This is a genomic window from Streptococcus sp. HMSC078H12 (genome assembly GCF_001814615.1).
GTDB lineage: Bacteria > Bacillota > Bacilli > Lactobacillales > Streptococcaceae > Streptococcus > Streptococcus salivarius_F.
The window spans coordinates 1-23,493 of sequence record NZ_KV817338.1 but is presented as its reverse complement, the minus strand read 5'-3'; the positions used below and the strand labels follow the sequence as shown (position 1 = coordinate 23,493).

General features: G+C 38.6%; 22 protein-coding genes. 7 read left to right on the top strand and 15 right to left on the bottom strand.

The window, feature by feature from the left end; translation table 11 throughout:
• Positions 1 to 208: 208 nt before the first annotated feature.
• From HMPREF2979_RS06660 to rplK, 10 genes are all read right to left on the bottom strand, one after another.
• Entirely contained in the window at positions 209 to 1,408 is a 1,200-nt protein-coding gene (locus tag HMPREF2979_RS06660) for an argininosuccinate synthase (RefSeq protein ID WP_002885646.1), read from the bottom strand.
• 944 nt (positions 1,409 to 2,352) lie between these two features.
• On the bottom strand, positions 2,353 to 3,096 hold the full coding sequence (locus HMPREF2979_RS06655) for a response regulator transcription factor (protein ID WP_070655754.1): 744 nt from the start codon (positions 3,094 to 3,096) through the stop codon (positions 2,353 to 2,355).
• A 1-nt stretch (position 3,097) separates the two neighbouring features.
• Positions 3,098 to 4,414 (bottom strand): GHKL domain-containing protein, encoded by a 1,317-nt coding sequence (locus HMPREF2979_RS06650; protein ID WP_070655752.1) that lies wholly within the window; start codon positions 4,412 to 4,414, stop codon positions 3,098 to 3,100.
• 23 nt (positions 4,415 to 4,437) lie between these two features.
• On the bottom strand, positions 4,438 to 5,718 hold the full coding sequence (locus tag HMPREF2979_RS06645) for a hypothetical protein (RefSeq protein ID WP_070655750.1): 1,281 nt from the start codon (positions 5,716 to 5,718) through the stop codon (positions 4,438 to 4,440).
• Positions 5,719 to 5,739: 21 nt separating this feature from the next.
• Positions 5,740 to 6,630: a hypothetical protein gene (locus HMPREF2979_RS06640; RefSeq protein ID WP_002885882.1), complete on the bottom strand. Its 891-nt coding sequence runs from the start codon at positions 6,628 to 6,630 to the stop codon at positions 5,740 to 5,742.
• 60 nt (positions 6,631 to 6,690) lie between these two features.
• Positions 6,691 to 7,998 (bottom strand): GHKL domain-containing protein, encoded by a 1,308-nt coding sequence (locus tag HMPREF2979_RS06635; RefSeq protein WP_002885760.1) that lies wholly within the window; start codon positions 7,996 to 7,998, stop codon positions 6,691 to 6,693.
• Positions 7,999 to 8,451: 453 nt separating this feature from the next.
• Complete coding sequence (gene gltX / locus HMPREF2979_RS06630) at positions 8,452 to 9,906, bottom strand: glutamate--tRNA ligase (protein WP_070655749.1); 1,455 nt, start codon at positions 9,904 to 9,906, stop codon at positions 8,452 to 8,454.
• 236 nt (positions 9,907 to 10,142) lie between these two features.
• Positions 10,143 to 12,113 carry a peptide ABC transporter substrate-binding protein gene (locus tag HMPREF2979_RS06625; protein ID WP_070655747.1) on the bottom strand — a complete coding sequence of 657 codons (1,971 nt, stop codon included), beginning with the start codon at positions 12,111 to 12,113 and terminating at the stop codon, positions 10,143 to 10,145.
• A 181-nt stretch (positions 12,114 to 12,294) separates the two neighbouring features.
• Complete coding sequence (gene rplA / locus HMPREF2979_RS06620; protein ID WP_070655745.1) at positions 12,295 to 12,984, bottom strand: 50S ribosomal protein L1; 690 nt, start codon at positions 12,982 to 12,984, stop codon at positions 12,295 to 12,297.
• A 99-nt stretch (positions 12,985 to 13,083) separates the two neighbouring features.
• A complete protein-coding gene (rplK, locus tag HMPREF2979_RS06615; protein WP_002885648.1) occupies positions 13,084 to 13,509 on the bottom strand; it encodes a 50S ribosomal protein L11 in 426 nt (141 codons plus the stop codon).
• 171 nt (positions 13,510 to 13,680) lie between these two features.
• Between rplK and HMPREF2979_RS06610 the strand changes: the two genes are divergently transcribed.
• Entirely contained in the window at positions 13,681 to 14,034 is a 354-nt protein-coding gene (locus HMPREF2979_RS06610) for a DUF3397 domain-containing protein (RefSeq protein ID WP_070655743.1), read from the top strand.
• A 94-nt stretch (positions 14,035 to 14,128) separates the two neighbouring features.
• Here HMPREF2979_RS06610 and HMPREF2979_RS06605 read toward each other — a convergent pair whose 3' ends face one another.
• From HMPREF2979_RS06605 to HMPREF2979_RS06585, 5 genes are all read right to left on the bottom strand, one after another.
• Positions 14,129 to 14,626 (bottom strand): beta-class carbonic anhydrase, encoded by a 498-nt coding sequence (locus HMPREF2979_RS06605; RefSeq protein ID WP_048790870.1) that lies wholly within the window; start codon positions 14,624 to 14,626, stop codon positions 14,129 to 14,131.
• Between the two features lie 151 nt (positions 14,627 to 14,777).
• Positions 14,778 to 15,473, bottom strand: a complete 696-nt coding sequence (locus HMPREF2979_RS06600) for a TIGR00266 family protein (protein WP_002885783.1) — start codon at positions 15,471 to 15,473, stop codon at positions 14,778 to 14,780.
• A gap of 76 nt (positions 15,474 to 15,549) precedes the next feature.
• Complete coding sequence (gene radA, locus HMPREF2979_RS06595; RefSeq protein ID WP_072903619.1) at positions 15,550 to 16,911, bottom strand: DNA repair protein RadA; 1,362 nt, start codon at positions 16,909 to 16,911, stop codon at positions 15,550 to 15,552.
• Entirely contained in the window at positions 16,908 to 17,375 is a 468-nt protein-coding gene (locus tag HMPREF2979_RS06590) for a cysteine hydrolase family protein (protein ID WP_070655758.1), read from the bottom strand. Before HMPREF2979_RS06590 ends, radA begins: the two co-directional genes overlap by 4 nt.
• 10 nt (positions 17,376 to 17,385) lie before the next feature.
• Positions 17,386 to 17,832 carry a dUTP diphosphatase gene (locus tag HMPREF2979_RS06585; protein WP_045769395.1) on the bottom strand — a complete coding sequence of 149 codons (447 nt, stop codon included), beginning with the start codon at positions 17,830 to 17,832 and terminating at the stop codon, positions 17,386 to 17,388.
• Positions 17,833 to 18,041: 209 nt separating this feature from the next.
• Between HMPREF2979_RS06585 and HMPREF2979_RS06580 the strand changes: the two genes are divergently transcribed.
• The 6 genes from HMPREF2979_RS06580 (at position 18,042) to galU (ending at position 23,464) form a co-directional block, all read left to right on the top strand.
• The gene (locus HMPREF2979_RS06580) at positions 18,042 to 18,644 is read left to right on the top strand and encodes an NADPH-dependent FMN reductase (RefSeq protein ID WP_014635095.1); all 603 of its coding nucleotides are present in this window, start codon (positions 18,042 to 18,044) and stop codon (positions 18,642 to 18,644) included.
• An 18-nt stretch (positions 18,645 to 18,662) separates the two neighbouring features.
• Positions 18,663 to 19,913, top strand: a complete 1,251-nt coding sequence (locus tag HMPREF2979_RS06575) for an NAD(P)H-dependent oxidoreductase (RefSeq protein ID WP_070655741.1) — start codon at positions 18,663 to 18,665, stop codon at positions 19,911 to 19,913.
• 117 nt (positions 19,914 to 20,030) lie between these two features.
• A complete protein-coding gene (locus tag HMPREF2979_RS06570) occupies positions 20,031 to 20,822 on the top strand; it encodes a formate/nitrite transporter family protein (protein WP_013991239.1) in 792 nt (263 codons plus the stop codon).
• 8 nt (positions 20,823 to 20,830) lie between these two features.
• Positions 20,831 to 21,394, top strand: coding sequence for an MptD family putative ECF transporter S component (locus HMPREF2979_RS06565; RefSeq protein WP_070655739.1), 564 nt, complete (start codon positions 20,831 to 20,833; stop codon positions 21,392 to 21,394).
• Positions 21,395 to 21,508: 114 nt separating this feature from the next.
• Entirely contained in the window at positions 21,509 to 22,531 is a 1,023-nt protein-coding gene (locus tag HMPREF2979_RS06560) for an NAD(P)H-dependent glycerol-3-phosphate dehydrogenase (protein WP_070655756.1), read from the top strand.
• A gap of 18 nt (positions 22,532 to 22,549) precedes the next feature.
• Complete coding sequence (gene galU, locus HMPREF2979_RS06555) at positions 22,550 to 23,464, top strand: UTP--glucose-1-phosphate uridylyltransferase GalU (protein WP_064520940.1); 915 nt, start codon at positions 22,550 to 22,552, stop codon at positions 23,462 to 23,464.
• Positions 23,465 to 23,493: the final 29 nt, after the last annotated feature.

The following is a 23,493-nucleotide window of genomic DNA, read 5'->3' as shown; positions in this document are numbered from 1 at the left end:
GTCTAGCTTAATTTGTCTCTCTGGACACTTGTTTTCCTAAATCTCGATCTCTGTCGTAGTTTATTTAGGCTCGTGACGCCTCTCAGAACGCCTTAACGATAATAATATAAGTTATAAGAAAAGAGTATCAGATGTGGCTCCCTGTCCACTTTTATCTGATATTAAGAATTTTCCTTCTCATATCCTGCTTTTCTTATGAAATCTGTCATTAATTGTCAAACGGATGGTTAACTTGAGAATTTACCTGTGTTGGAAGCCCCCAAAGCTTGATAAATCCAATCGCAGCATCCTGATCAAAGCTGTCCGCTGATGTGTAAGTAGCCAAGTTTTCATCATACAATGAATTAGCTGATTGACGTGCTACAACCTGAGCATGCCCTTTATAAAGTTTGACTTTAGCTATACCATTAACAACTTTTTGTGTTTCCTTAATATAAGCAATGATAGCTTGTGTTGCTGGGCTAAACCACAAAGCATTGTAGATAAGGTTTGACAATTCATTTTCAAGAATTGGTTTGAAATGAGAAACTTCACGTACCAAAGTTAGGTCCTCAATTTCTTTATGAGCTGTCAAAAGCGCAATAGCTCCTGGGCATTCATAAATTTCACGTGACTTGATACCCACAAGACGATTCTCAACGTGGTCGATACGTCCTACACCATGCTTGCCAGCAATAACATTCATTTCTTGGATAAGGTCAGCCAATTTCATTTCTTTACCGTTAAGAGCAACTGGTTTCCCTTCTTTGAAAGTAACATCGACATATTCAGCTTCATCTGGCGCAGACTCTGGTGAATTGGTGATCCCAAAAGCTTCTTCTGGAGCTTGATTCCAAGGATTTTCAAGAACACCACACTCGTTTGCACGTCCCCAAAGGTTTTGATCGACTGAGTAAGGATTATCAAGATCTGCTGGAACTGGAACACCATTAGCCTTAGCATACTCAATTTCTTCCTCACGAGACCATTTCCATTCACGCACCGGCGCCACTACTTTAAGACTTGGGTCTAGGGCAGCAATGGCAACTTCGAAACGAACTTGGTCATTACCTTTACCAGTACAACCGTGAGCGATAGTCGTTGCTCCTGTTTTATGAGCAATCTCAACCAATTTTTTAGCAATGATTGGACGACTAAGTGCTGAAACCAAAGGATATTTTTGTTCATAGTAAGCGTGAGCTTGAAGTGCTGGAAGTACATAATCTTCAGCAAACTCATCTTTAACATCAAGCACGTATGACTCGACAGCTCCAACTGTCAAAGCCTTGTCATGGATAAACTCAAGATCTTTACCTTCACCGACATCCATACAAACGGCGATAACATCGTAATCTTTTTTAAGCCATGTAATAGCGACTGAGGTATCAAGACCTCCCGAATAGGCAAGAATAACTTTCTCTTTTGACATAATATTTTTCTCTTTTCTTATATTTTCTTGTGGTTGCTATCTCTATCAACCTTACGAGATTAATTATATTGCATATTTATTCACTTGTCAACACTTTTTTGTTATTTTTTTATATTTATTTCATTTTTATTTGTTTTTATTTATTCTTTTGACCTAAAAAGCGCTCAATTCTTAATTTTTATTCAATTTTATGCAAAAGGTGATGAAAAATAAAAAACACTTTTGAAACTATACCAATAGATTCAAAAGCATCTTTAACTATTTATCTTATAAAATGCCAAAAGGCCTGTACAAAGTACAGACCTTTTGAACAACAGCATCATCGGTAGAGAACACAACAGCAATTTTAGATAGAATGAATGAGGGAAATTATTATGTTTAAGGGACTAACTTAAACCATACATTCTTCTTGCTCTCTAACCTTGATTACATTATAGCATGCAATCCCCAAATGTATATCTTCATTTCCTAAAATGTCGAATTTCACTCACAGAATGTATTTTTTTATCCTAATCTGCACTAATGCCCTTAAAAACAAAAAAACGGCTTGATTTCTCAAGCCTATTAATTTCTATAAAAAAGATATGTAATTGGACGAGCGGCCAATAAAAAATGGGGATTAGGAAAAAGTTATATAAAAGTACATTATTTATTTTCATAAAGTGTATGTAGATTTCAATAAGATTGACGATGTCTCATTTCCGAATCACATATCTTGATTATATAATAGCTTTTTTCAATTTAATTGTCTATACGATTTCATAGAATGTCGTTTTTTCATCCTGAACTGCATTTTTTTAAGATATTTTTTTATAAATCTCTAAATTTCATCACTAAAGGACATCTATTTTGTGTTTTTACAGAATTTGTTCACTCATAAGATAATCAATCACCTATGAAATAAACACATGCTTTTTTAGACTAAAAAGAACATTAGTCATCGACTAATGTTCTTTTACCTCTGACCATTTTTTAAGCAGAGCCTTCATTTTCAAACGTGAAACTGGACAAGAATCACCATTTTCAAAATAAATCATCAACTGAGTCTTATCAATACGAGATATGTTATCCAAATTAACTAAAAAGGAGCGATGACAAGAAAAGAGTTTTTTATTTACCGAAGTAATATCTCCAAGATTGGCATAAAACTCCAAACGCTCTGTTTTAGTAATCAGCATCACCTTATGAGGTGTCACAGCAGTCGCAAAATAATAAATCTCTCTCATAGGGACTTGGATTCGAGACTGCGCTGTTTCAAACACAAATATCTCATCATCATCCACATCTCCAACTTTTTGGTTCACAAAAGTCAATGTTTGTTTTAGTTGCTGTTTGAACTCTGCATTAGAAACTGTCTTATCAATGAAATCTAGTGCAGAAACCTTGTATTTAAAACTGATCGGTGCAAACTCTGAGTGAGTTGTTACAAAAATAATAACTGCATTAGCATCTTGTTGACGAATTTCTGAGGCAACTTCTAGCCCCTTCTTTCGCTCACCATCAATATCGATATCTAAAAGGAAAACCTGATGGTTGCCCTTTTCATTGATACTGGACAATAGTTTGTGAGGTTTAGAAAAAACTTCAAGTTTTCGTACGGAAAACGTGCCCTCTGAAACCAATTCTCTGATGATGTCACTAATACGTGTTTGCTGCATTAAGTCATCTTCTAAAATGTATATATTCATATTAGGGCCTCATTTCTAGTATTTGCATCATTTTATGATTCTGACTACGGACAGAGAAGGACGTGTTCGGATAACGTTCCAAAATATCTTGAACAGCATTAACACCTATACCACCCTCAGGATGAGAAAGCTGGGTACTCATCATTGAAAGTGGCACTTGCTCTTCTGCAATTGTACTTTCAATAATAAAACTCTGGCAATCCTCTTCATCAAAATAGGCCAGACTAATAAAACCTTCACTGGCTTTACGAGCACCATCAATAGCATTATCCATGAGGTGACCCAAAACAACAGCTAAATCTAAATCAGTTAGATAGTTATGAATCACTGGATCTGGAATCTCTGCATGAATATTGAGGCGATGCATCTGAGCTTCATGATATTTTGATGAAAGTAGACTATGAATACTTGGATTTTGGATATTATCCAAATCAGTGACCTGAGTTGAAAAACTATGCTGATCTCGATTGACATAAAGATCAACCAAATCTTTTTTATAAGAACGAATATCTCCTGTTCTTTCAATATCTCTCAGATTATTAAGTAGGAAATTATAGTTAGAGCGAACATGCATCAAGTCTCTATACAAACCTTCTACCCTAGTATTCTCACGCTTCAAATCATCAAGATAGTTGGCTTGCTTCATCGCTAAATCCTGCTCTATTTTCTCCTTAGCAAACTGGTTTACAGCACCAAGTACAAAGAGGAGTAAGTAGAGATATCCCATTACTAATGGCAACCTAAATCTACTCTCAAGATGTAACTCTGGAAAATAAGTATCAAATGTCGACACTAAAAAGATAACTAAATAATAAAGCAAAAGAAGCATGTTGACCAAACCCAGACGGTTCTTTTTTTCTTGTTGGGCAGCAACTTTCAAGATATCTGTAAAATCTAGACATAAAATAAAATCTACTATTCTGACCGTCAACATGACGAAGGAAAGTGGTACCATAGACCACCAAATATTAGTATTTAAAGTATCAACAGTTATACCAAGTATCGGCGGAAAGAAGAAGGTAGCCAAAAAACGTCTTGCCAAATCAACTAGTACCACCGGGTAAAAACCTAGAAAAAAGCGCTCTACAGAGGTGACACTTTTATTCAGTTGATAGCTAAATGTCAATGTTACAATGGCTACTAAGGGAGGTACTATGCCTATATAGCGTCCAATGAGTTGTCCCCAAATGCATAGAGCAACATCAAATAACAAATAAAGTATACGATTTTTAAGATTAGTGTTTTGTCCACCAATACGTAAGTAGATATCCCAAATAATGATAAACATCAAAATTTGAAATAGGATGTTACCCAGCATAGTTATCCCTCTCCTTTCTACGATTATAGTCCTACCGTGACAATTTGATAGGTTTTAAATAATTCTTTTTTATTTGTTAAACCGATACCGTTTGACCAGCAAAACTGAGCAAAATCACGACTAATAGCCAGACTATCATCGAGTTTCGGATCAGCTTCCTGATTGGTATTCTCAAGAATAAAGCTAAGATTGCCATCCTCATTCTGTCGGATAAGGAAACCAATATCTGTCTCTGGCTCCTTGGCCCAAAGTTTTTCAGCTAAATTCATGCAACGTTCTAAAACTCCAATAAGAACTGCAATATTTAAATTGTTAGGATAAGCATCAACATTGACATCCAGCCTAACGGTGATACCTTTTTGTTCCAAAGGAATGATTTGGTTTACAATCCAACTTCTTAATACCGGATAAGGAATCTCAAACAGAGGAGCCAACTTATCATTTAAGTCCAAATTATCAAGTTTAAGATGATTCAAATGCTCATGATAAACGGATAAAACCTCTGATAATTGATTTTTAGCCAATGGAGTCTCAAGAGCTACCAAAAGACTCTCAAAATCTTTTTCAATAGGTTTTACTTTTGTAAAAAGATCCTCAATATGTTTATTATAGACTTCCAAGTTATAGACATAGGTCTCCACAGCTTCCTTACTACGTTCTCTGACAAATTTATGAGAGTAGCGATTCAAGGTTGTTACCATTAGGAGATAAACTGCCATTGCAATAAAAATTGGCCCTCCCACATCACTACCTGTCGATACCAAAAGAGTACTACAAGTAATGTAGAGTGCAAAGGTCAGATCAACGGCTATCAATAGACGCTCACGACCACGTGAATAAATCAATTCCTTGACCTTATCAACATCTGAACTGGAAAGGTAATTGATATAGAGAAAGAATGGGTAAATCAGTACAAACGATAACAATTTGAGGAAGAAGTTTTCTTGAATCTCACTCAAAGTCATATTTGTAAACAGATTATTGAATACATAAAATGGAGTAAAAGTCGCAAATAAATCTGTAAAAATAACCGAGAAAGCTCCAAAAAAGAGGCTTGCCCAGATCGTCAAACGATGTTCCCGACGTTCCTTTAAGGCCAAAGCTAAAAAGATAACAACTTGATAATAGAAGCCATCACCCTTACCAAGTGATACCACTATACCTAAGAGACTTAGACAAAATACTTTCCAGTAAGCTAATGTGCTCCTTGTTAGTTTTTTATAAATAAACCAGGTAATATGAAAACTAATAATCTGAATAATACTATTTTCAAGGGATACCATGGTCCAAAGCTGTAAGTTCATGATAATATTTCCTGTTTATACTCAAGAGACATTTTCGTCATCTTCTTCAATGAGTTCTTGACCTGCCTTTTTCAAAATATCTTGATAGGTTTGTTCAATAAGGTCAAAATCCCCACTATCAATACTTGTCTGCATACTAATGAGTATGTTTTCATAATCATGTTTAAACGAACGTACACTCTTATAGGCAGTTTCGATTTTTTCATTATAAGCTTCCAGACTCCTCAAGTGCTCCTCTTGTTCTCTGAGAATTTTGCTATCACGTACGTCTTTACCGTAGGAAACAAAACGAACAAGAATATACATGTGTATAAGGAAACCAACCCAAATATAAATTTGAGGGTAACCTGGGAGGTAGGTCTGACTCAGAAGTAAGGAGAATATCTCCTGTTTAAAGAGGATAAGCAGATAACTGATAATTAAAATAAGATCAACTTGCAAGAGCATGCTCTTATATTTATCCTGCAAGTCCTGATAGGGTTCCTGGAAGAAGCTATCTAAACCGAACATTTTTTGCAAACCTAGAAAGAAGGGAAGAACAACACTATCTACAGCTAGGATTCCTAAATGGTTTGGAACCAACTCGACCGGCTTATTAAAGAAAACTCGGAAAAGATAAAAACTAAAGAAACTTGTAATCAAAGTCCAAAAGACAGGGGCAAAGAAAGCATAAAAATACTTTTCTTCTCGTAGAGCCTGAGGTTTTTCAAGAAAAATAAAGACTAGGAGATAAATCGCATCTGGAATATCAATTTGCCATAGCACCTTGGCTAACCACTTAACGGCAGTTACTACGATTACATAAGGAATGTAACGGTAAGTAAAAACATCTAGATAAGCCATTCTAGCTAAAATCACAAGATGTGAAACGACAACAACCAAAGCAATAAGGCCATCAATCGCAAGTTGCATATGCTTTTCCCCTTTCTATTTTCCCTTATCCTATCCCCCACAAATAGTATCTTTGATTTATCAATTATCCTGAAAAGAGAGGACCTGTGTAAAATGATGGTCACAACTACGAGTCTCAAGATTTACTTTTGGATAGCGATTAAGTATATCTGCGACCTTAGACAAACCAAGCCCTCGGCCTTCACCTTTGCTAGAAACCCCTTCATCAAAAATCCTTGACACAGGAATACGTTCTTCTCTGGTTGTATTGTCAATAACCAAGATAAGATAACCTTGATTTTTAAAGAAAGATATAGTTAAAGTAGGATCTTCAGAATCCACCGCCGACTCAATAGCATTATTTAAGAAGACAGAAGAAATCACAACCAAATCTAAGGCCTCTATCTGAGTTGACGATATGACATCTGGCAACTCCAAGTTAACCTTAATTCCTAAGTTCTCTGCCTCAAGCACTTTAGCAGAAAAGAGACTCTTGAGAGACGTGATTTCTAAGTTGATCAAACGTGATAATTCATAATTTGACAACGTTAAGCTATTACCAGATTTCTCTAAAAGTTCTGCATACTCTTGTTTCAAAGCAGGTAAGTCTCGACGTTGGATACTAACCTCCATTGTCTTAAGCCCTTCGAGATAATCCTTCTTCACCTGAGAAATATCATTATAGAGTTTTTCTAAACGGTGACTATATTCTTCTAAACTTTCCTCGTGTCTAGCCATTTCTTCAGCCAACTGATCCTTCACTCTTCTCTTAGAATAAATATTAAGCTGAGCAAAGAGCAAAATAAAGAGGATGGAGTAGACAACCGTAATACTGCCTGCTAAATAAATAAAGAGGCCTGTGTAAGGAAAGATGTTACTGGCATAGAAAATAATTAAAGATAAAATAATATAAGCCAGAGTCACCCCAACCAATAAGCGTTGTCTAACTTGGTAAGTATGGTTATTTCCCATAACATTGAGAGCACCAAAGTCAATAAAGAACACTTTGACAATCAGATGAAAAATTGGGTAAATCAAGAGATAAGACAAAGCAATAAGTACTGGGGTGTCCTTGACCTGTAAATAATTAATTTGAAAAATCCATGGGAAAAAGTAAAGTTGAAGCAGCTTAGAGGTGACTTCAACAAAAACCCACGGCAAAAAGGTGAAAAGAAAAGAATTCTTTTCACTACTTGATATTTTATTTAAGAAAAGATAGCAGAACAAAAGTGCTAAGAGCGACCCTGTAATGCCTCCAACAAATAGAGAGAGCAAGAGACTCCCTGCGATAAACCAGCATTTACTCTTCCAAGTTTTGAGTAAACCTGACATATCGTGACTAACAATTAAAATAGCCAATAGACGTAGAACCGTAAATAAAACGATCATCTCTAGACTCCCCCCTTCCTTTCAAAATCAACCTACTTTATTGTAACATAAATATATAATTTAGCGTCACTCCTATTAGAAAAAGCTAAACATATCAAGCTATTTTTTCCTAGTTAAGAACAATCCAACCTCAGACGATTCCACATGTCCCCTACTTTTCATAAACATAAAAAAGAGCTTAGAAAAACCAAGCTCTTCAACTGACTCATTACCTCTTTTTATGGGTACATGCCGATAACGTAGTAGAAATACCAACCAAATCTTCTCATAATGCTCACCCCTCCCTAATTTTTTATTACCAATCTATTATAAAACTAATTTAAAGTTTTGAAAATGATGATATGGTTACGAAATATCATCATTATATTACAAAAGTAGGCTTAGCAATTATCATATAATCATTGACATATCGCTTATGTGCATTCGAAAACCCAACAATTGTTGGGTTTATTTTTATAGTGTTGCAAGAACTTGATCAATATGTTTGATTGACTTTTCACGTCCGAGCAAGAAAATAGTATCTGGCAATTCTGGACCGTGCATTTCTCCTGAAACAGCAATACGGATTGGCATGAAGAGATTTTTCCCTTTGATTCCTGTTTCTTTTTGAACAGCCTTAATTTGTGGGAAAATGTTTTCAACAACAAACTCATCATCAGACATAGCTTCGAGTTTGGCTTTAAAAGCTTTAAGTACTGTTGGTACTGTTTCACCAGCCATAACTTCTTTTTCAGCCTCTGTCAATTCTGGGAAATCTTCAAAGAAGAGATCTGTAAGAGGGACAATTTCTTCTGCTGCTGTCATTTGTGGTTTGTAGAGTTCCACTAATTTTTCAGCTTTATCTGTCAAACGACCAGCTTCTTCCAAGAAAGGTTTGCAAAGAGCAAAGACCTTATCGAAATCTGCATTCTTAATGTAGTCGTTACTCATCCAGTCCAATTTCTTCTGGTCAAAGGCCGCTGGTGACTTGCTTAGACGGTTTTCATCAAAAAGTTTAATGAGTTCTTCACGAGAAAAGATTTCGTCTTCACCGCCAGGATTCCAACCAAGAAGAGCAATGAAGTTAAAGACTGCTTCTGGAAGGTAACCTTTTTTACGGTAATCTTCGATAAATTGAAGGGTGTTAGTGTCACGTTTAGACAACTTCTTACCAGTTTCAGAATTGATGATAAGGGTCATGTGTCCAAACTCAGGTGCTTCCCAACCAAGAGCTTCATAAACCATGAGTTGTTTTGGTGTATTGGCAATATGGTCATCTCCACGGATAACGTGTGAAATTTGCATATCATGGTCATCAACAACTACCGCAAAGTTGTAAGTTGGATATCCATCTTTCTTCTGGATAACCCAATCACCACCGATATTACCACCTTCAAATTCGATATCTCCCTTAACGATATCATGCCATTTATAAATCCCTGACTCATTAACCGCCAAACGAACTGTAGGTACAATACCTGCCGCTTCACGTTCTGCGATGTAGGCAGCTTTTTCTTCTTCAGTCATGCCAAGGAACTCGTTAATGTAACGAGGAGTTTCACCAGCTGCTTCTTGACGTTCACGCTCTGCAGCTAACTCTTCTTCAGTTACGTATGACTTATAGGCTTTACCTTCTGCCAAAAGTTGATCAATATATTTTTGGTAAAGCGGTAAACGTTCTGATTGACGATAGTTTTCGTATGTTTCAGGACTTTCATCCCAGTCAATTCCCAACCAACGCAAGTTATCAAGCTGTGAACGCTCACCATCTTCAACGTGACGTTTACGGTCAGTATCTTCAATACGGATAATGAATGTACCACCATGATGACGTGCATAAAGGTAGTTAAACAATGCTGTACGAGCATTACCAATGTGTAGAAGCCCTGTTGGACTTGGTGCGTAACGAACGCGGATATCTTTAGCCAAGATAAATCTCCTTTTTATGTTTCATTCTTCAGTCTTTGGATACCTATTGAGCCTAAAGTCCCTTCCTTAGGACTAACCTTAAGATGATAAGTACCAGTAGGCAACTCTATCCCCCAAACTTTCCAAATAAAAATCTAGAAGCGAGTACCAATCTTTCTTATTATATCACAATCTAGGGGTGGTTCGAGAAATTTTGTTAAAAAAACGACTACCTAAAGGTAGACGTTTTCGATAGATTACTTAACGTGTTTGGCAAGATCTTTTTGAGCTTTGTCATTAGATTTTGCTTTTTCTTTAAGCCAATCTTTATAAGCTGAATCGTATTGTTTCTTAGTCACAATATCATCTTGAGATTTAAGATACTTGAAGTAGTATGTAGAACCTTTATCACCGGCTTGAGCATAAGCTCCTGAGAATGGCTTAATACGAGAAATTACAGCGGCTGCACCGTTATAAGTAGTCGTTGGGATATAAAGTGCACTATCCGTCAACCATGCCTGAGCTTTTGCATATTTTTCATAACGAGCCGTCAAGTCTGTTGTTTCCTTAGAAGCATCATCAACCAATTGGTCATATTCTTTAAGACCTACTTTTTCAACCGCTTGACTATTTGGATTGTCATAACCCATGAAAGATTTAGTATTTTCACCATTTGTAGTCTTCAAGACATCAAGATAAGTTGATGGATCAAGGTAGTCAGGCTCCCAAGCCACACCTACTGACAAGTCCCAATCCTCTGCCGCTGCATTTGAAGCAGAGTAGGTAATGTTATAGAAATCATCAGTTGACAATTGATGAAGATCAAGTACAACATTGTCTTTTCCAAGAGCTGATTCAATAGATTGTTTAAGTGACTGCACTTGGTTCACAAAGATTTTATTTGACTGATTGACAGGAACATCCAAATGGATTGGGAACTGAACCCCTTCTGCTTGAAGAGCTTCTTTGGCTTTAGCAAATTCAGCCTTAGCTTTTTCTGGGTTATAAAGACCGTCTTGACTATCTGCAAGATTCACACCAGACCACTCATCACCATAAGCTGGAAGTTGATCCATTACCATTGTTCCGAAGTCCTTACCATCTGCTTGAACAAAGTCTGGTTTAACAAAGATATTACGAACGGCAGTGCTTCCACCTTCCTTACCGTTAAGTTGTGCGGCGTAATTTGTACGGTCAATGGCAAAACCTAATGCTTGACGGAAATCTTTGTTAAGAAGAGCTGTCTTAGTTGATGTCTTTTGTTGATCATTTTCTTTAGATGTATGGTCATAAGTTTGACGATCGATATTAACACCGACACCTTCTACAGCTGCTCCAGGTTGTGTATAGAAAATATTATCTTTGTACTGTTTTTCAACTTTAGAATAGTTTGAGCTAGTTGGGTATAGACGAGCTAAGTTATAGACTCCATCAGTGAAGTTACGTTCCAAGGATTCTTGGTCTGTACCATCATCGTAAGTCAATTTAACTGTATCAAAATAGACATTATCCTTATCCCAGTAGTTTTCATTCTTGGTGAACTCAATAGAAGATTTCGTTGTCAAAGATTTAAGAAGATATGGACCGTTATAAAGAATAGATGTTGGGTCTGTTGACTTACCAAAGTCTTTACCTTTAGATTTCAAGAAATCTTCATTAACAGGCCAAGTAACAGAGTAGGTCAATTTTGAATTCCAGTAAGGTTCTGGTTGGCTAAGCGTATATTGCAAAGTGTAATCATCAACTGCTTTGATACCAACATTTGAGAAGTCCTTGTTGGCACCTGAAAGGTAATCATTCAAGCCCTTAACTGAGTTTTGTAGCAAATAAATCGCTTCAGAATTAGTATCCGCAGCATGCTTAAGACCTGTTACAAAGTCCTTAGCTGTTACATTGGCATATTCTTCGCCATCTGAAGTGTACCATTTAAGTCCCTTACGAATCTTGTAAGTATAGGTCAAACCATCTTGAGAAACAGACCAGTTTTCAGCGACAGAAGGTTTTAGATTCCCGTATTGGTCATTTTCAAACAAGCCATCAACACCGTTACTAACGGCTGTCGTCATGTTTTTCTTATTTGTAGAAACATAGTCTAGGGTTGCAGGATCGCCACCGTAAACATAATTATAAGTCTTACCAGACGTCTTACTTGATGACGAGCAAGCCGTTAAAACACCTACAGATAACAGGCCTACGGTTGCTAGTAAAAATACCTTACTCTTTTTCATTCATTGCCTCCTTAAATTCGCAACGTAAAAAGTTCAAAAATCAATAATTATGTGTATACGCTTAAATTATACCATAAATTCGAAAAAGCAACACTACTTTCTGAATATTTTTTATTTTCTACTCAAATTTCGTGTCTAGAGCAAGAAAAAAACCTATCCGAAGATAGGTCCTTTACTACTCTTACAATGAGTTAGGATCAACTTTGATACCAGCACCTTGTGTAGTAGTGATTGAAAGGTTTGTGATGTAAGTACCTTTCGCTGTAGCTGGTTTAGCTTTTTGGATTGCATCGTTAAATGCTTTGAAGTTTTCAACCAATTTTTCAGTTTCGAATGAAACTTTACCGATGATAGCTTGTACGTTACCTGCTTTATCAGCACGGTAAGTGATTTTACCACCTTTAGACTCTTCAACTGCTTTAGCAACGTCCATAGTTACTGTACCAGTTTTAGGGTTTGGCATCAAGTTACGTGGTCCAAGGACACGTCCAAGACGACCAACGATTGCCATCATATCTGGTGTTGCAACAACAACGTCAAAGTCAAGCCATCCACCGTTGATTTTAGCAACGAGTTCGTCTTCACCAACGAAGTCAGCACCTGCTGCTTTAGCTTCTTCAGCTTTAGCACCACGAGCAAATACAAGAACGCGTTGAGTTTTACCAGTACCGTTTGGCAATACCATTGCTCCACGGATTTGTTGGTCAGCTTTCTTAACGTCGATGTTAAGGTTGTATGATACTTCAACAGTAGCATCGAATTTTGCGAAGTTAGTTTCTTGTGCAAGAACTACAGCTTCTTCTACGCTGTAAGCTTTTGTGCTGTCGATTTTCTCAAGAGCAGCACGCATTTGTTTGCTTTTTTTAGCCATGTTAATTATTTCTCCTTGTGTAATGTGGTCATAACGACTTTCATCTTCCACGTCACTCAGCGAAGTGAGACGACGTCTGTGGTTTTCTTGTTAACTGAATTAGTCAGTAACAGTGAATCCCATTGAACGTGCAGTACCTTCGATCATACGCATAGCTGATTCGATGTTTGCAGCGTTCAAGTCAGGCATTTTTGTTTCAGCAATTTCTTGTACTTGTGCACGAGTTACTGAAGCAACTTTAACTGAGTTTGGAGTACCTGAACCTTTTTCAACACCTGCAGCTTTTTTCAAAAGAACAGCAGCTGGTGGTGTTTTAGTGATGAAATCAAATGATTTATCTTCATACACAGAGATAACAACTGGGATGATCATACCAGCTTGGTCAGCTGTACGAGCGTTAAACTCTTTAGTGAATCCCATGATGTTGATTCCGGCTTGACCAAGAGCTGGTCCAACTGGTGGAGCTGGAGTCGCTTTACCAGCAGGAATCTGAAGTTTTACGATGTTTTCGACTTTTTTAGCCATTTTGTAATTTCCTCCTATTGTGGTTTTGGCGGTAAGTAAGTTTTGTTACCTCCCACAAGTATGTTTTTACATACCTTATCTATTATACAGAAATTCTTTTTAGATGCAAGAATTTCTTATTAAGTTTAGGAAAAAATTTACATATAGGCCTTTTCGAGGTAAAATAGACTTATGATTCTATATAAATTCTTTGCTATAGCATTTTTGATTTTAACACCTATCTTTGCTTTTATTATCCACCGCTTCTTCAGTTTAAAATACCTCGGGCTTAATTTTGCTGACCTTACCTTCCCACTTTATTTTATTGAGGTGGTTGCTGTGTCAGCCCGTTTCTTTACCCATAGCTTTTTGCCATACATCACCATCTTATTATCCTTGGCGGCTATAATTATCACGATTCAGATGCTAAGAAAAACACAATCTTTCAAGTTTAAACGTTTTCTTAAGTTGTTCTGGCGTATAAGCTTTTTTATCACTAGTCTTTTCTATTTGGGGACCGTGATTCTCATTTTTATCATTTCTTAAAAACTAGATTAACTCAGCAGATTTATTGTGTGCTGAGTTTTTTATATCAAACCATGAAAAAAGCAGGCAATCATGCCTGCTTAACTTTTCGGTATTAGGGATGAACTTGAGTCATTCGACCAGTATCTACATCATAAACCGCACCGGAGATGATAACATCCTCAGGGATAAGCGGTGACTGACGAAGAATAGCCATATCTTCACGAACACTCTCTTCTACATCTGTGAATGGAAGAAAATCTTGATCAGACACATCAACACCAAGTTCCTTATTGAGATAGGCGGTAAACTCATCGTTCTTAAAGGTCTGAGCACCACAATCTGTATGGTGAAGAACTACGATTTCTCGTGTCCCCATCTGTTGTTGAGAAATGACCAAAGAACGAATCATATCTTCCGTTACACGACCACCCGCATTACGCAAAATATGAGCGTCACCTAGGGCCAACCCCAAGGCCTGGGCAACGTGAAGGCGTGAATCCATACAAGTCACAATAGCCACCTTAGTCTTTGGTCTCAAGGGAAGATGGGCTGTCCCGTGGAGGTCAACATAGGCTTTGTTGGCATTGAGAAAGTTTTCAAAATAAGACATAATAACTCACTTTCTAATGAAGAAAATAATTTGACTATCAAATTATTTACACACTATCTTATCATCTTTTTATTAACTTGTCAGCTATTGAGTTCGCAACATAAAAAAGGAGAATAGATGCTAACAAGCATCCACCCTCCTTCAATTTATATTATGAACGTTTTGGTAAGTATCTATTAAGTAAGCCTGCAAAGGTTTGAAGATTGAGACTTTGAACATAAATTTCACCTGTTCCTCTAAAGGTATTCACAACACCCTCTCCTGTCCCAATAGACTGCCAGAAACCATTTTCCAAGTGAATATTGTAATCAAGTGTCTGACTCCAGGCAACGACATGAGCATTATCAATAGTCACTTCTTGGTTGTTTAGCTCAATTTTTTTAATAGAACCGTAGGCATTCGCCAAGAGTGTTCCTTGACCTTGGGTTGTCATCACAAAGAAACCACCCTGACCACCAAAAATAGCCTTACCAACTGACTGGAGCTCCATTGTATAGTAAGCTGTGCCATCAAGTGCTAGAAAGGCACCGTCATTTAGTCGGTACTGTTTTTCACCTAAATAAAGTGGAATCACTTGACCTGGAGAATCAGGGGCCAAGGCTATATAACCGTTATTGGACTGTGAGACAACCTGAGTAATAAAGCTACTTTCACCCGAAACCATTGAACGCCCAACAGCCTTTACAAAGCGACCTAGTCCTGATCCACTAGCATTTAATTTGGTACTCAGTGTCACATTAGGTGTGTGATATACCATACTGCCACGCTGGATAAAGACTGTTTCACCTTGATTAAGAGATAACTCTACTAAAGGGAATTGCATGTTGCTGTCTGTGAAAAATTGCATAATAAATACCTCCCTATCCTTATGAAAAGTATAGCATTGGAGGTATAATTTTGCAAACGTTTTCAAATTGATTTTTTTAAGAAAAGACTTTTTTGAGTACTTCTCCCACTGTCGTAACGCCAACGACCTGGATACCTTCTGGAATTTTCATACCATGAAGAGAATTCTTCGGAGCATAAATCTTAGTAAAGCCTAGTTTAGCAGCTTCATTAATACGCTGTTCAATGCGAGTCACTCGGCGAATCTCTCCAGTCAAGCCAATTTCTCCTATAAAAGCTTCTTGTGGATTGGTTGGAAGCTCCTTGTAACTAGAAGCAATGGCAACGGCAACAGCAAGGTCAATAGCCGGCTCGTCCAATTTGACACCACCTGCTGATTTTAAATAAGCATCTTGATTTTGGAGAAGAAGGCCACAACGTTTCTCTAAAACAGCCATGATAAGGCTGACGCGGTTAAAATCCAGTCCTGTTGTTGTCCGCTTGGCATTACCAAAGACGGTTGGGGTCACCAAGGCTTGAACTTCAGCTAAGATAGGTCTGCTACCTTCCATTGTTACAACAATGGCAGAACCTGTGGCTCCGTCTAGGCGTTCCTCTAAGAAAACCTGGCTAGGATTTAGCACTTCTACCAAACCACCAGACTGCATCTCAAAAATCCCAATCTCATTAGTTGAACCAAAACGGTTTTTGACTGCTCGTAAAATACGGAAGGTGTGATGACGTTCACCCTCAAAATAGAGCACAGTATCCACCATGTGTTCCAACATACGTGGTCCAGCCAACTGTCCCTCCTTGGTCACATGCCCAACAATAAATGTAGCAATGTTATTGGTTTTGGCAATCTGCATGAGTTCAGCAGTAACTTCACGAACCTGAGATACAGAGCCTTGAACGCCTGAAATCTCTGGACTCATGATGGTCTGAATAGAGTCGATAATGAGGAAATCGGGTTTTATAGCCTCCACTTGGCTGCGAACGGCTTGCATATTAGTCTCAGCATAAAGATAAAATTCGTTATCAATATCGCCTAAACGTTCACTCCGCAACTTGATTTGCTCGGCAGATTCTTCACCAGATACATAGAGGACAGTTCCCTTGTTAGCTAGCTGTGTTGACACTTGTAAGAGAAGAGTCGATTTCCCTATCCCTGGATCTCCTCCAATAAGAACCAGACTACCCGGAACCACACCGCCACCTAAAACACGGTTAAACTCGTCCATGTCAGTCTTTATGCGGGCATAATTAATTGAAGAGACTTCTTTTAATTTAGTAGGTTTGGACTTTTCACCCGTCAAACTGACACGAGCATTTTTCACCTCCTGCACCTCAACTTCTTCCTCAAAAGAGGACCAAGAAGAACAGTTGGGGCAACGCCCTAGATATTTGGGTGAATTGTAGCCACATTCTCGACAAACAAAAGTTGATTTTTTCTTAGCTATGATAATTCTCCTTCTACGTTTACTCCAGCAGAGTGCCACTTATGCAATGTTTTTTGAAATTTCTTCTGGTTGGCAACTCCGACAGCGGACAAATCTACGGAAACCTGATAGTTCTCCTTGATAGCCGCCAAAACGGAAGCCTTAACACAGCCATTGCCATCTACCCCTATAAACTCTATGCTTTTAGTACCATTTCCCTCTAAAAAATCTTTTAAATCTGGATTAGTAAAGCAAGAAGCCCGACGCTTCTCAAAGATACGAGAAGATACAAGCAGCAAGCCGGTCGCAAATTTCTTCTTTCTATCTTTTCTCTCCCAGAAAAAACGATTGAGAATATAGATAACCCGGTCGCTGGGATAGCTAGCAATTTTGTCATTTACAGCTGCAATCAGTTCTTCATGATATGCTTTTCCTACAGCAACATAATCTGACTGCATATCGATTACTAACAAATAGTCTGCCACTTTGCTTCCTCTATTTCCCTGTCGATCCAAATCCACCTGTACGAACACCATCAGCTTCGTCTCCATCTACAATCAAGAAGGGCATAAAGACACCTTGAACGATGCGTTCGCCAACTTCAAGAGTCACGGGCTGATCAGTAATATTTTTCATCTGGGCGAAGATATGACCTTCATTTCCTGGATTTCCATAGTAATCGCCGTCAATAACGCCAACTGAGTTGATCAAGACCAGGCCTTTTTTGCGAGGGTTTGACGAACGGTCATAGAGATAGAGGACCTCACCAGGTTGCATGTAAGCCTTAACACCTGTTGGGACGAGAACAATTTCCCCAGGAGCAATGACAGTGTTCTCTGCTACCTTTAAGTCATAACCTGCAGCATGAGCTGTCTCACGTTTTGGAAGCAATTCCTGATTGTTATACGTTGATACAAGTTCAAATCCACGAATTTTTGTCATTATTTTTTCCTTTCGATACATCTATTGACTAGTATTTGTATAAACTAGCCGCGCTAGCTTCAGACTTTTTAAATCTATCCTATTATAATCTATTCGAAATAAGATGACAAAGGTAATAGTCTAATCACTTTCTCATTAAACGAAGATTGACTTTTAACTAGGAAAACGCTAACATAGTACTAGATATAATACTTTTAAGGAGAATTGTCATGAAATTCATCGGACTTGTTGGTACGAATTCAAAACGTTCAACTAATAGACAATTATTGCAATATATTCAGAAACATTTTGCAGATAAGGCAGACATCGAACTTGTTGAAATCAAAGACCTTCCTATCTTTAACAAACCCGCTAACAAGCAATTGCCAGAAAGTGTCCTTGAAATCGTTAAAAAAATCGATGAGGCTGATGGTGTTATTATTGGAACACCTGAATATGACCACTCAATTCCTGCCGTTCTCATGAACGCTTTAGCTTGGGTATCATACGGTGTTTTCCCTCTTTTGAATAAGCCAGTTATGATTACAGGGGCATCTTACGGAACACTCGGGGCTTCTCGTGCACAGTTACAACTTCGTCAAATCTTGAATGCTCCAGAAATCAAAGCTAATGTGCTTCCAGACGAATTCTTACTCTCACATTCTCTACAAGCTTTTGATAGCAATGGTGATTTAGTCGACCTTGATGTCATCAAAAAACTAGATGCTATTTTCGATGACTTCCGTCTCTACGTCAAAATTACTGGTAAACTCTCACATGCTACAGAGTTGCTACATAAAGAAGCTGAAGACTTCGACTGGGAAAGCCTATAGGACAGGAGAATAGAAACTATGAAATTTGTTGGACTCGTTGGAGCAAATTATGACCAATCATATAACCGTAAACTGCTCGAATTTATCAGAAGACATTTTAAAATAAAATTTGAACTTGAAGTTTTGGAAATTGATGAAGTTCCTATGTTTAACCAAGATGAAAAATGGGACGAAAGCTTCCAACTTCGCTTACTTAATAACAAAATTACACGCGCTGACGGTGTTATCATTGCAACACCTGAACATAACCACACTATCTCTGCAGCACTTAAGTCAGTTTTAGAGTGGCTCTCATTCGAAGTGCACCCATTTGAAAACAAGCCTGTAATGATTGTTGGTGCTTCTTACTACGACCAAGGAACTTCACGTGCCCAAGTGCATTTGCGTAAAATCCTTGAGGCGCCTGGTGTTAATGCTTATACACTTCCAGGTAATGAATTCTTGCTTGGAAAGGCTAAAGAAGCCTTTGACCTTGAGGGGAACATTACTAACGAAGGTACTATTAACTTCCTTGAACAATGCTTAGACAATTTCATCCAATATGTAGGAGTGGTTTCTAAATTGAAAAAACCAAAACCAATTGAACCTGAAGACTTGGATTGTAACAACCCAATCGCTACAACTGTTACTGAGGTTGACCCTGATGATCCTGAATGGGTAGAAAAAGTAGCTGAAATCACTGGTGCGGTATCAGGTGATACCTACGTGAAATTGGATCACGGTATTTTGACGGTTAATCAAATTGACATGTTCCTCAAGGCTATGCCGTTTGAATTGACCTATGCTGATGATAATAACCAGTTCCTATACTACAATAACGCCCATCAAGATCCTGACACTATGTTCGCTAAACGTGTACCACCTCAATCAGGTAGCCGTATGTCGACTGTTCACGGCTCACTTCCACCAGCTCGTATGAAAAATGTGGAATGGGTAATTGGTACACTCCGTAACGGTAACCAAGAATATGTGCGTACGATTGTTCCAGGTTCACCTGAGGGTGTTATCAACACGCATAATTATCAAGCTATGTACTATGATGACGGTTCTTACGCAGGAATCAATGAAATCGTCTTTAACTTTAAACCATGGCTCGACTGGTATCTCGAAACAACTGGTCAACGCCTTGTCGGAGGAAGTGGTCCATTTGCACCAGCTGCAGCCAGCCATGGCAGTAGCGATGCAACTTCTGGAGCATCAGATGCTGGTGGTCACGGTGGCGATGCAGCTCCAGCCGCAGATGCAACTTCTGGAGCATCCTCACATTAAGACTTGGAAAAGTTGGGACAAAATGTCCTGACTTTTTTTATGGTTATCTTAGATTCATTTTCACTCGAGCTTGCGCATTTGCCCATGCTCCATGCCACATATTTTAGAGGTAAACCTATGTCTCAATTTCAAGAAAAAGTTTTCGCTGCTTGCGCTAAAAAAGAAGCTCTCTTTGACGAAAGTCTGGGGCGCTATGCCTTACGTTCTATGCTTGCAGGAGCTTATCTTACCATGTCAACTGCTGTAGGAATTATTGGTGCCGATGTTATCGCTACAGGTATTCCAGCCCTTTCTCGTTTTGTCTTTGCTTTTATCTTTGCCATCGGACTGGTCTTCGTTCTCATTTTCAATGGAGAGTTGGCTACTTCAAATATGATGTTCCTGACCAGTGGAGCCTATTATGGTAAAATCAAATGGAGCAAGATGTGTACCATCCTCCTCTACTGTACCTTCTTTAATTTTGTCGGTGCCCTTATCTTGGCCTGGTTCTTCAACCAATCCTTCTCTTTCCAACATTTGACTGATAAGAGTTTCTTAGTTACTGCCGTTTCAACTAAGCTTGGAAAAACAGATTGGATGAACTTTACAGAAGGTATTACAGCTAATATGTTCGTTAACATTGCCATCTTGGGCTACATGCTCCTCAAAGAAGAATCTGCTAAAATTTTCATTGCCCTATCAGCAATCTTTATGTTTGTCTTCTTGATTAATGAACACTTGATTGCTAACTTTGCCTCTTTCATGTTGCTCGGTTTCAACGGTGTGCGTGATGCTGTGGATAATTTCACCTTGGCAAATATTCTACGTCAATGGGTAGTCGTTTTCTTCGGTAACTGGATTGGCGGAGGTATTTTCATTGGTTTGGCATATTCTTGGCTCAATAAAACCAAAACACCTCATATTGATTAGGAGAACACATGCGTCAAAAGACATTCATCAAACAAACCAGTCTAGCTATTCTACTGTATTTTATTTGCCTTGCCCTTGCCGTTGCCATTGATTTAATCTTTTTCAAAGTAAAAAATATGTATCATACGCCTGCTCTAGCAGCTCTCTTTGCAGGCTGGGTTTATTTGGGCCTTATCCGAAAGACCAAGCAATTTGGAGCTATTACCAGTCTAGGTATCTTTATGTCCCTCTTCTTCTTTGCCTCAGGTCACTTTGTTCTAGCATTCCTTCCCAGCCTTATAGCTGGTCTCGTCGCTGATTTGCTAGCCAAGCAAGGAAACTATGAGAATGATAAGCTTAATCTAATCTCTTATATGATTTTTTCTCTAGGAAACTTAGCACCCATTATCACCATGTGGCTTGCACCTAAAGCCTATGTTGCACAGCTCCTATCTAAAGGAAAAACACAGGATTATGTAGACCAAGTTATGGTACCCTTCACAGCCAGCCATGCCTTAATCTTGATTGGTGGAACGCTCATGACCGCTCTCATTGGAGGCTACATTGCCCAAAATTGGCTTAAAAATAAATAGCAAAGAGCTCTCCCAACAGAGAGTACAAGACAAACACGCTTTTCTTATGTTATAATGAGAAAGAATATAGTCTTTTTCTGCTTTGTTAGAAAGGACCTAAAGGGAGACCTAATGATGAAAAAACAAAAAATCGCTGTCTTGGGCCCTGGTTCTTGGGGAACTGCCCTTGCTCAGGTGCTCAATGACAACGGACACGAGGTCCGTATTTGGGGAAATATCCCTGAACAAATTGATGAAATCAACGAAAAACACACCAACACCCGCTACTTCAAAGATGTGGTTTTGGATGAAAACATTAAAGCCTATAAAGAGCTATCTGAAGCCCTAGATAGTGTTGACGCCGTGCTCTTTGTCGTCCCAACCAAGGTTACTCGCTTAGTTGCTAAACAAGTTGCTGAACTTTTGGACCACAAAGTCGTTGTCATGCATGCTTCGAAAGGTTTGGAGCCTGAAACACATGAACGTCTATCAACAATCCTCGAAGAAGAGATTCCAGAAGAACTTCGTAGTGAGATTGTAGTAGTATCTGGTCCAAGCCACGCTGAAGAAACTATCGTTCGCGATATCACTTTGATTACAGCTGCTTCCAAGGATCTTGAGGCAGCACGCTATGTCCAAGGTATTTTCAGTAATAACTACTTCCGTCTCTACACCAATTCAGATGTTATCGGCGTTGAAACAGCTGGTGCCCTTAAAAACATTATCGCAGTCGGTGCCGGTGCTCTCCATGGTATGGGCTATGGGGATAATGCCAAGGCAGCCGTTATTACTCGTGGACTTGCAGAAATCACTCGTCTTGGTGTGAAACTTGGGGCTGACCCTTTGACTTACAGCGGTCTATCTGGGGTCGGAGACCTTATCGTTACAGGAACTTCTGTTCATTCTCGCAACTGGCGTGCTGGGGATGCGCTCGGTCGTGGTGAAAAACTAGAAGATATTGAACGTAACATGGGTATGGTTATCGAAGGTATTTCAACCACTAAGGTTGCCTACGAAATCGCCCAAGAGCTCGGCGTTTACATGCCAATTACAACAGCAATCTACAAATCTATCTATGAGGGGGCAGATATCAAGGAATCTATTCTCAATATGATGTCCAATGAACTGCGCTCTGAAAATGAATGGGATAAAAAATAAAAAATCTAAGGAGTTCTCATGAAGAATCAAAAAGTTAGAAAAGCTATCATCCCCGCTGCAGGACTCGGAACACGCTTTTTACCAGCTACTAAGGCCTTGGCCAAAGAAATGTTGCCTATCGTTGACAAACCAACCATCCAATTTATCGTTGAAGAAGCCCTCAAATCAGGTATCGAAGACATCTTGGTGGTTACTGGTAAGTCAAAACGTTCTATCGAAGACCACTTTGATTCAAACTTTGAGTTAGAATACAACTTGGAACAAAAAGGTAAGACAGACCTGTTGAAATTGGTTAATGACACCACTGCTATCAACCTCCACTTTATTCGTCAAAGCCATCCACGTGGTCTCGGAGATGCTGTTCTTCAAGCCAAAGCATTTGTCGGAAATGAACCATTCGTTGTCATGCTTGGTGACGACCTCATGGATATCACTAATGACAAAGCAGTACCTTTGACTAAGCAACTCATTAACGATTATGAGGAAACACACGCATCAACCATTGCAGTTATGCCTGTACCCCACGAAGAAGTTTCTTCTTATGGTGTCATCGCCCCTCAAGGCAAAGGCGAAAATGGACGTTATAGCGTTGAAACTTTCGTTGAAAAACCAAATCCAGAGGATGCACCAAGTGATCTTGCTATCATCGGACGTTACCTTCTAACACCTGAAATTTTCGGTATTTTGGAAACTCAAGAACCAGGTGCTGGAAATGAAGTCCAATTGACTGATGCTATCGATACACTTAACAAGACACAACGCGTCTTTGCTCGCGAATTTACTGGAGACCGTTATGATGTCGGTGACAAATTCGGATTCATGAAAACGTCTATCGATTACGCACTTAAACATCCTCAAGTTAAAGATGACCTCAAGCAATACCTCATTGACTTGGGACACAAACTTGAAGGCAAAGCAGCTAAAAAAGACTAATCATAACCACCCGTCTAACGGGTGGTTTG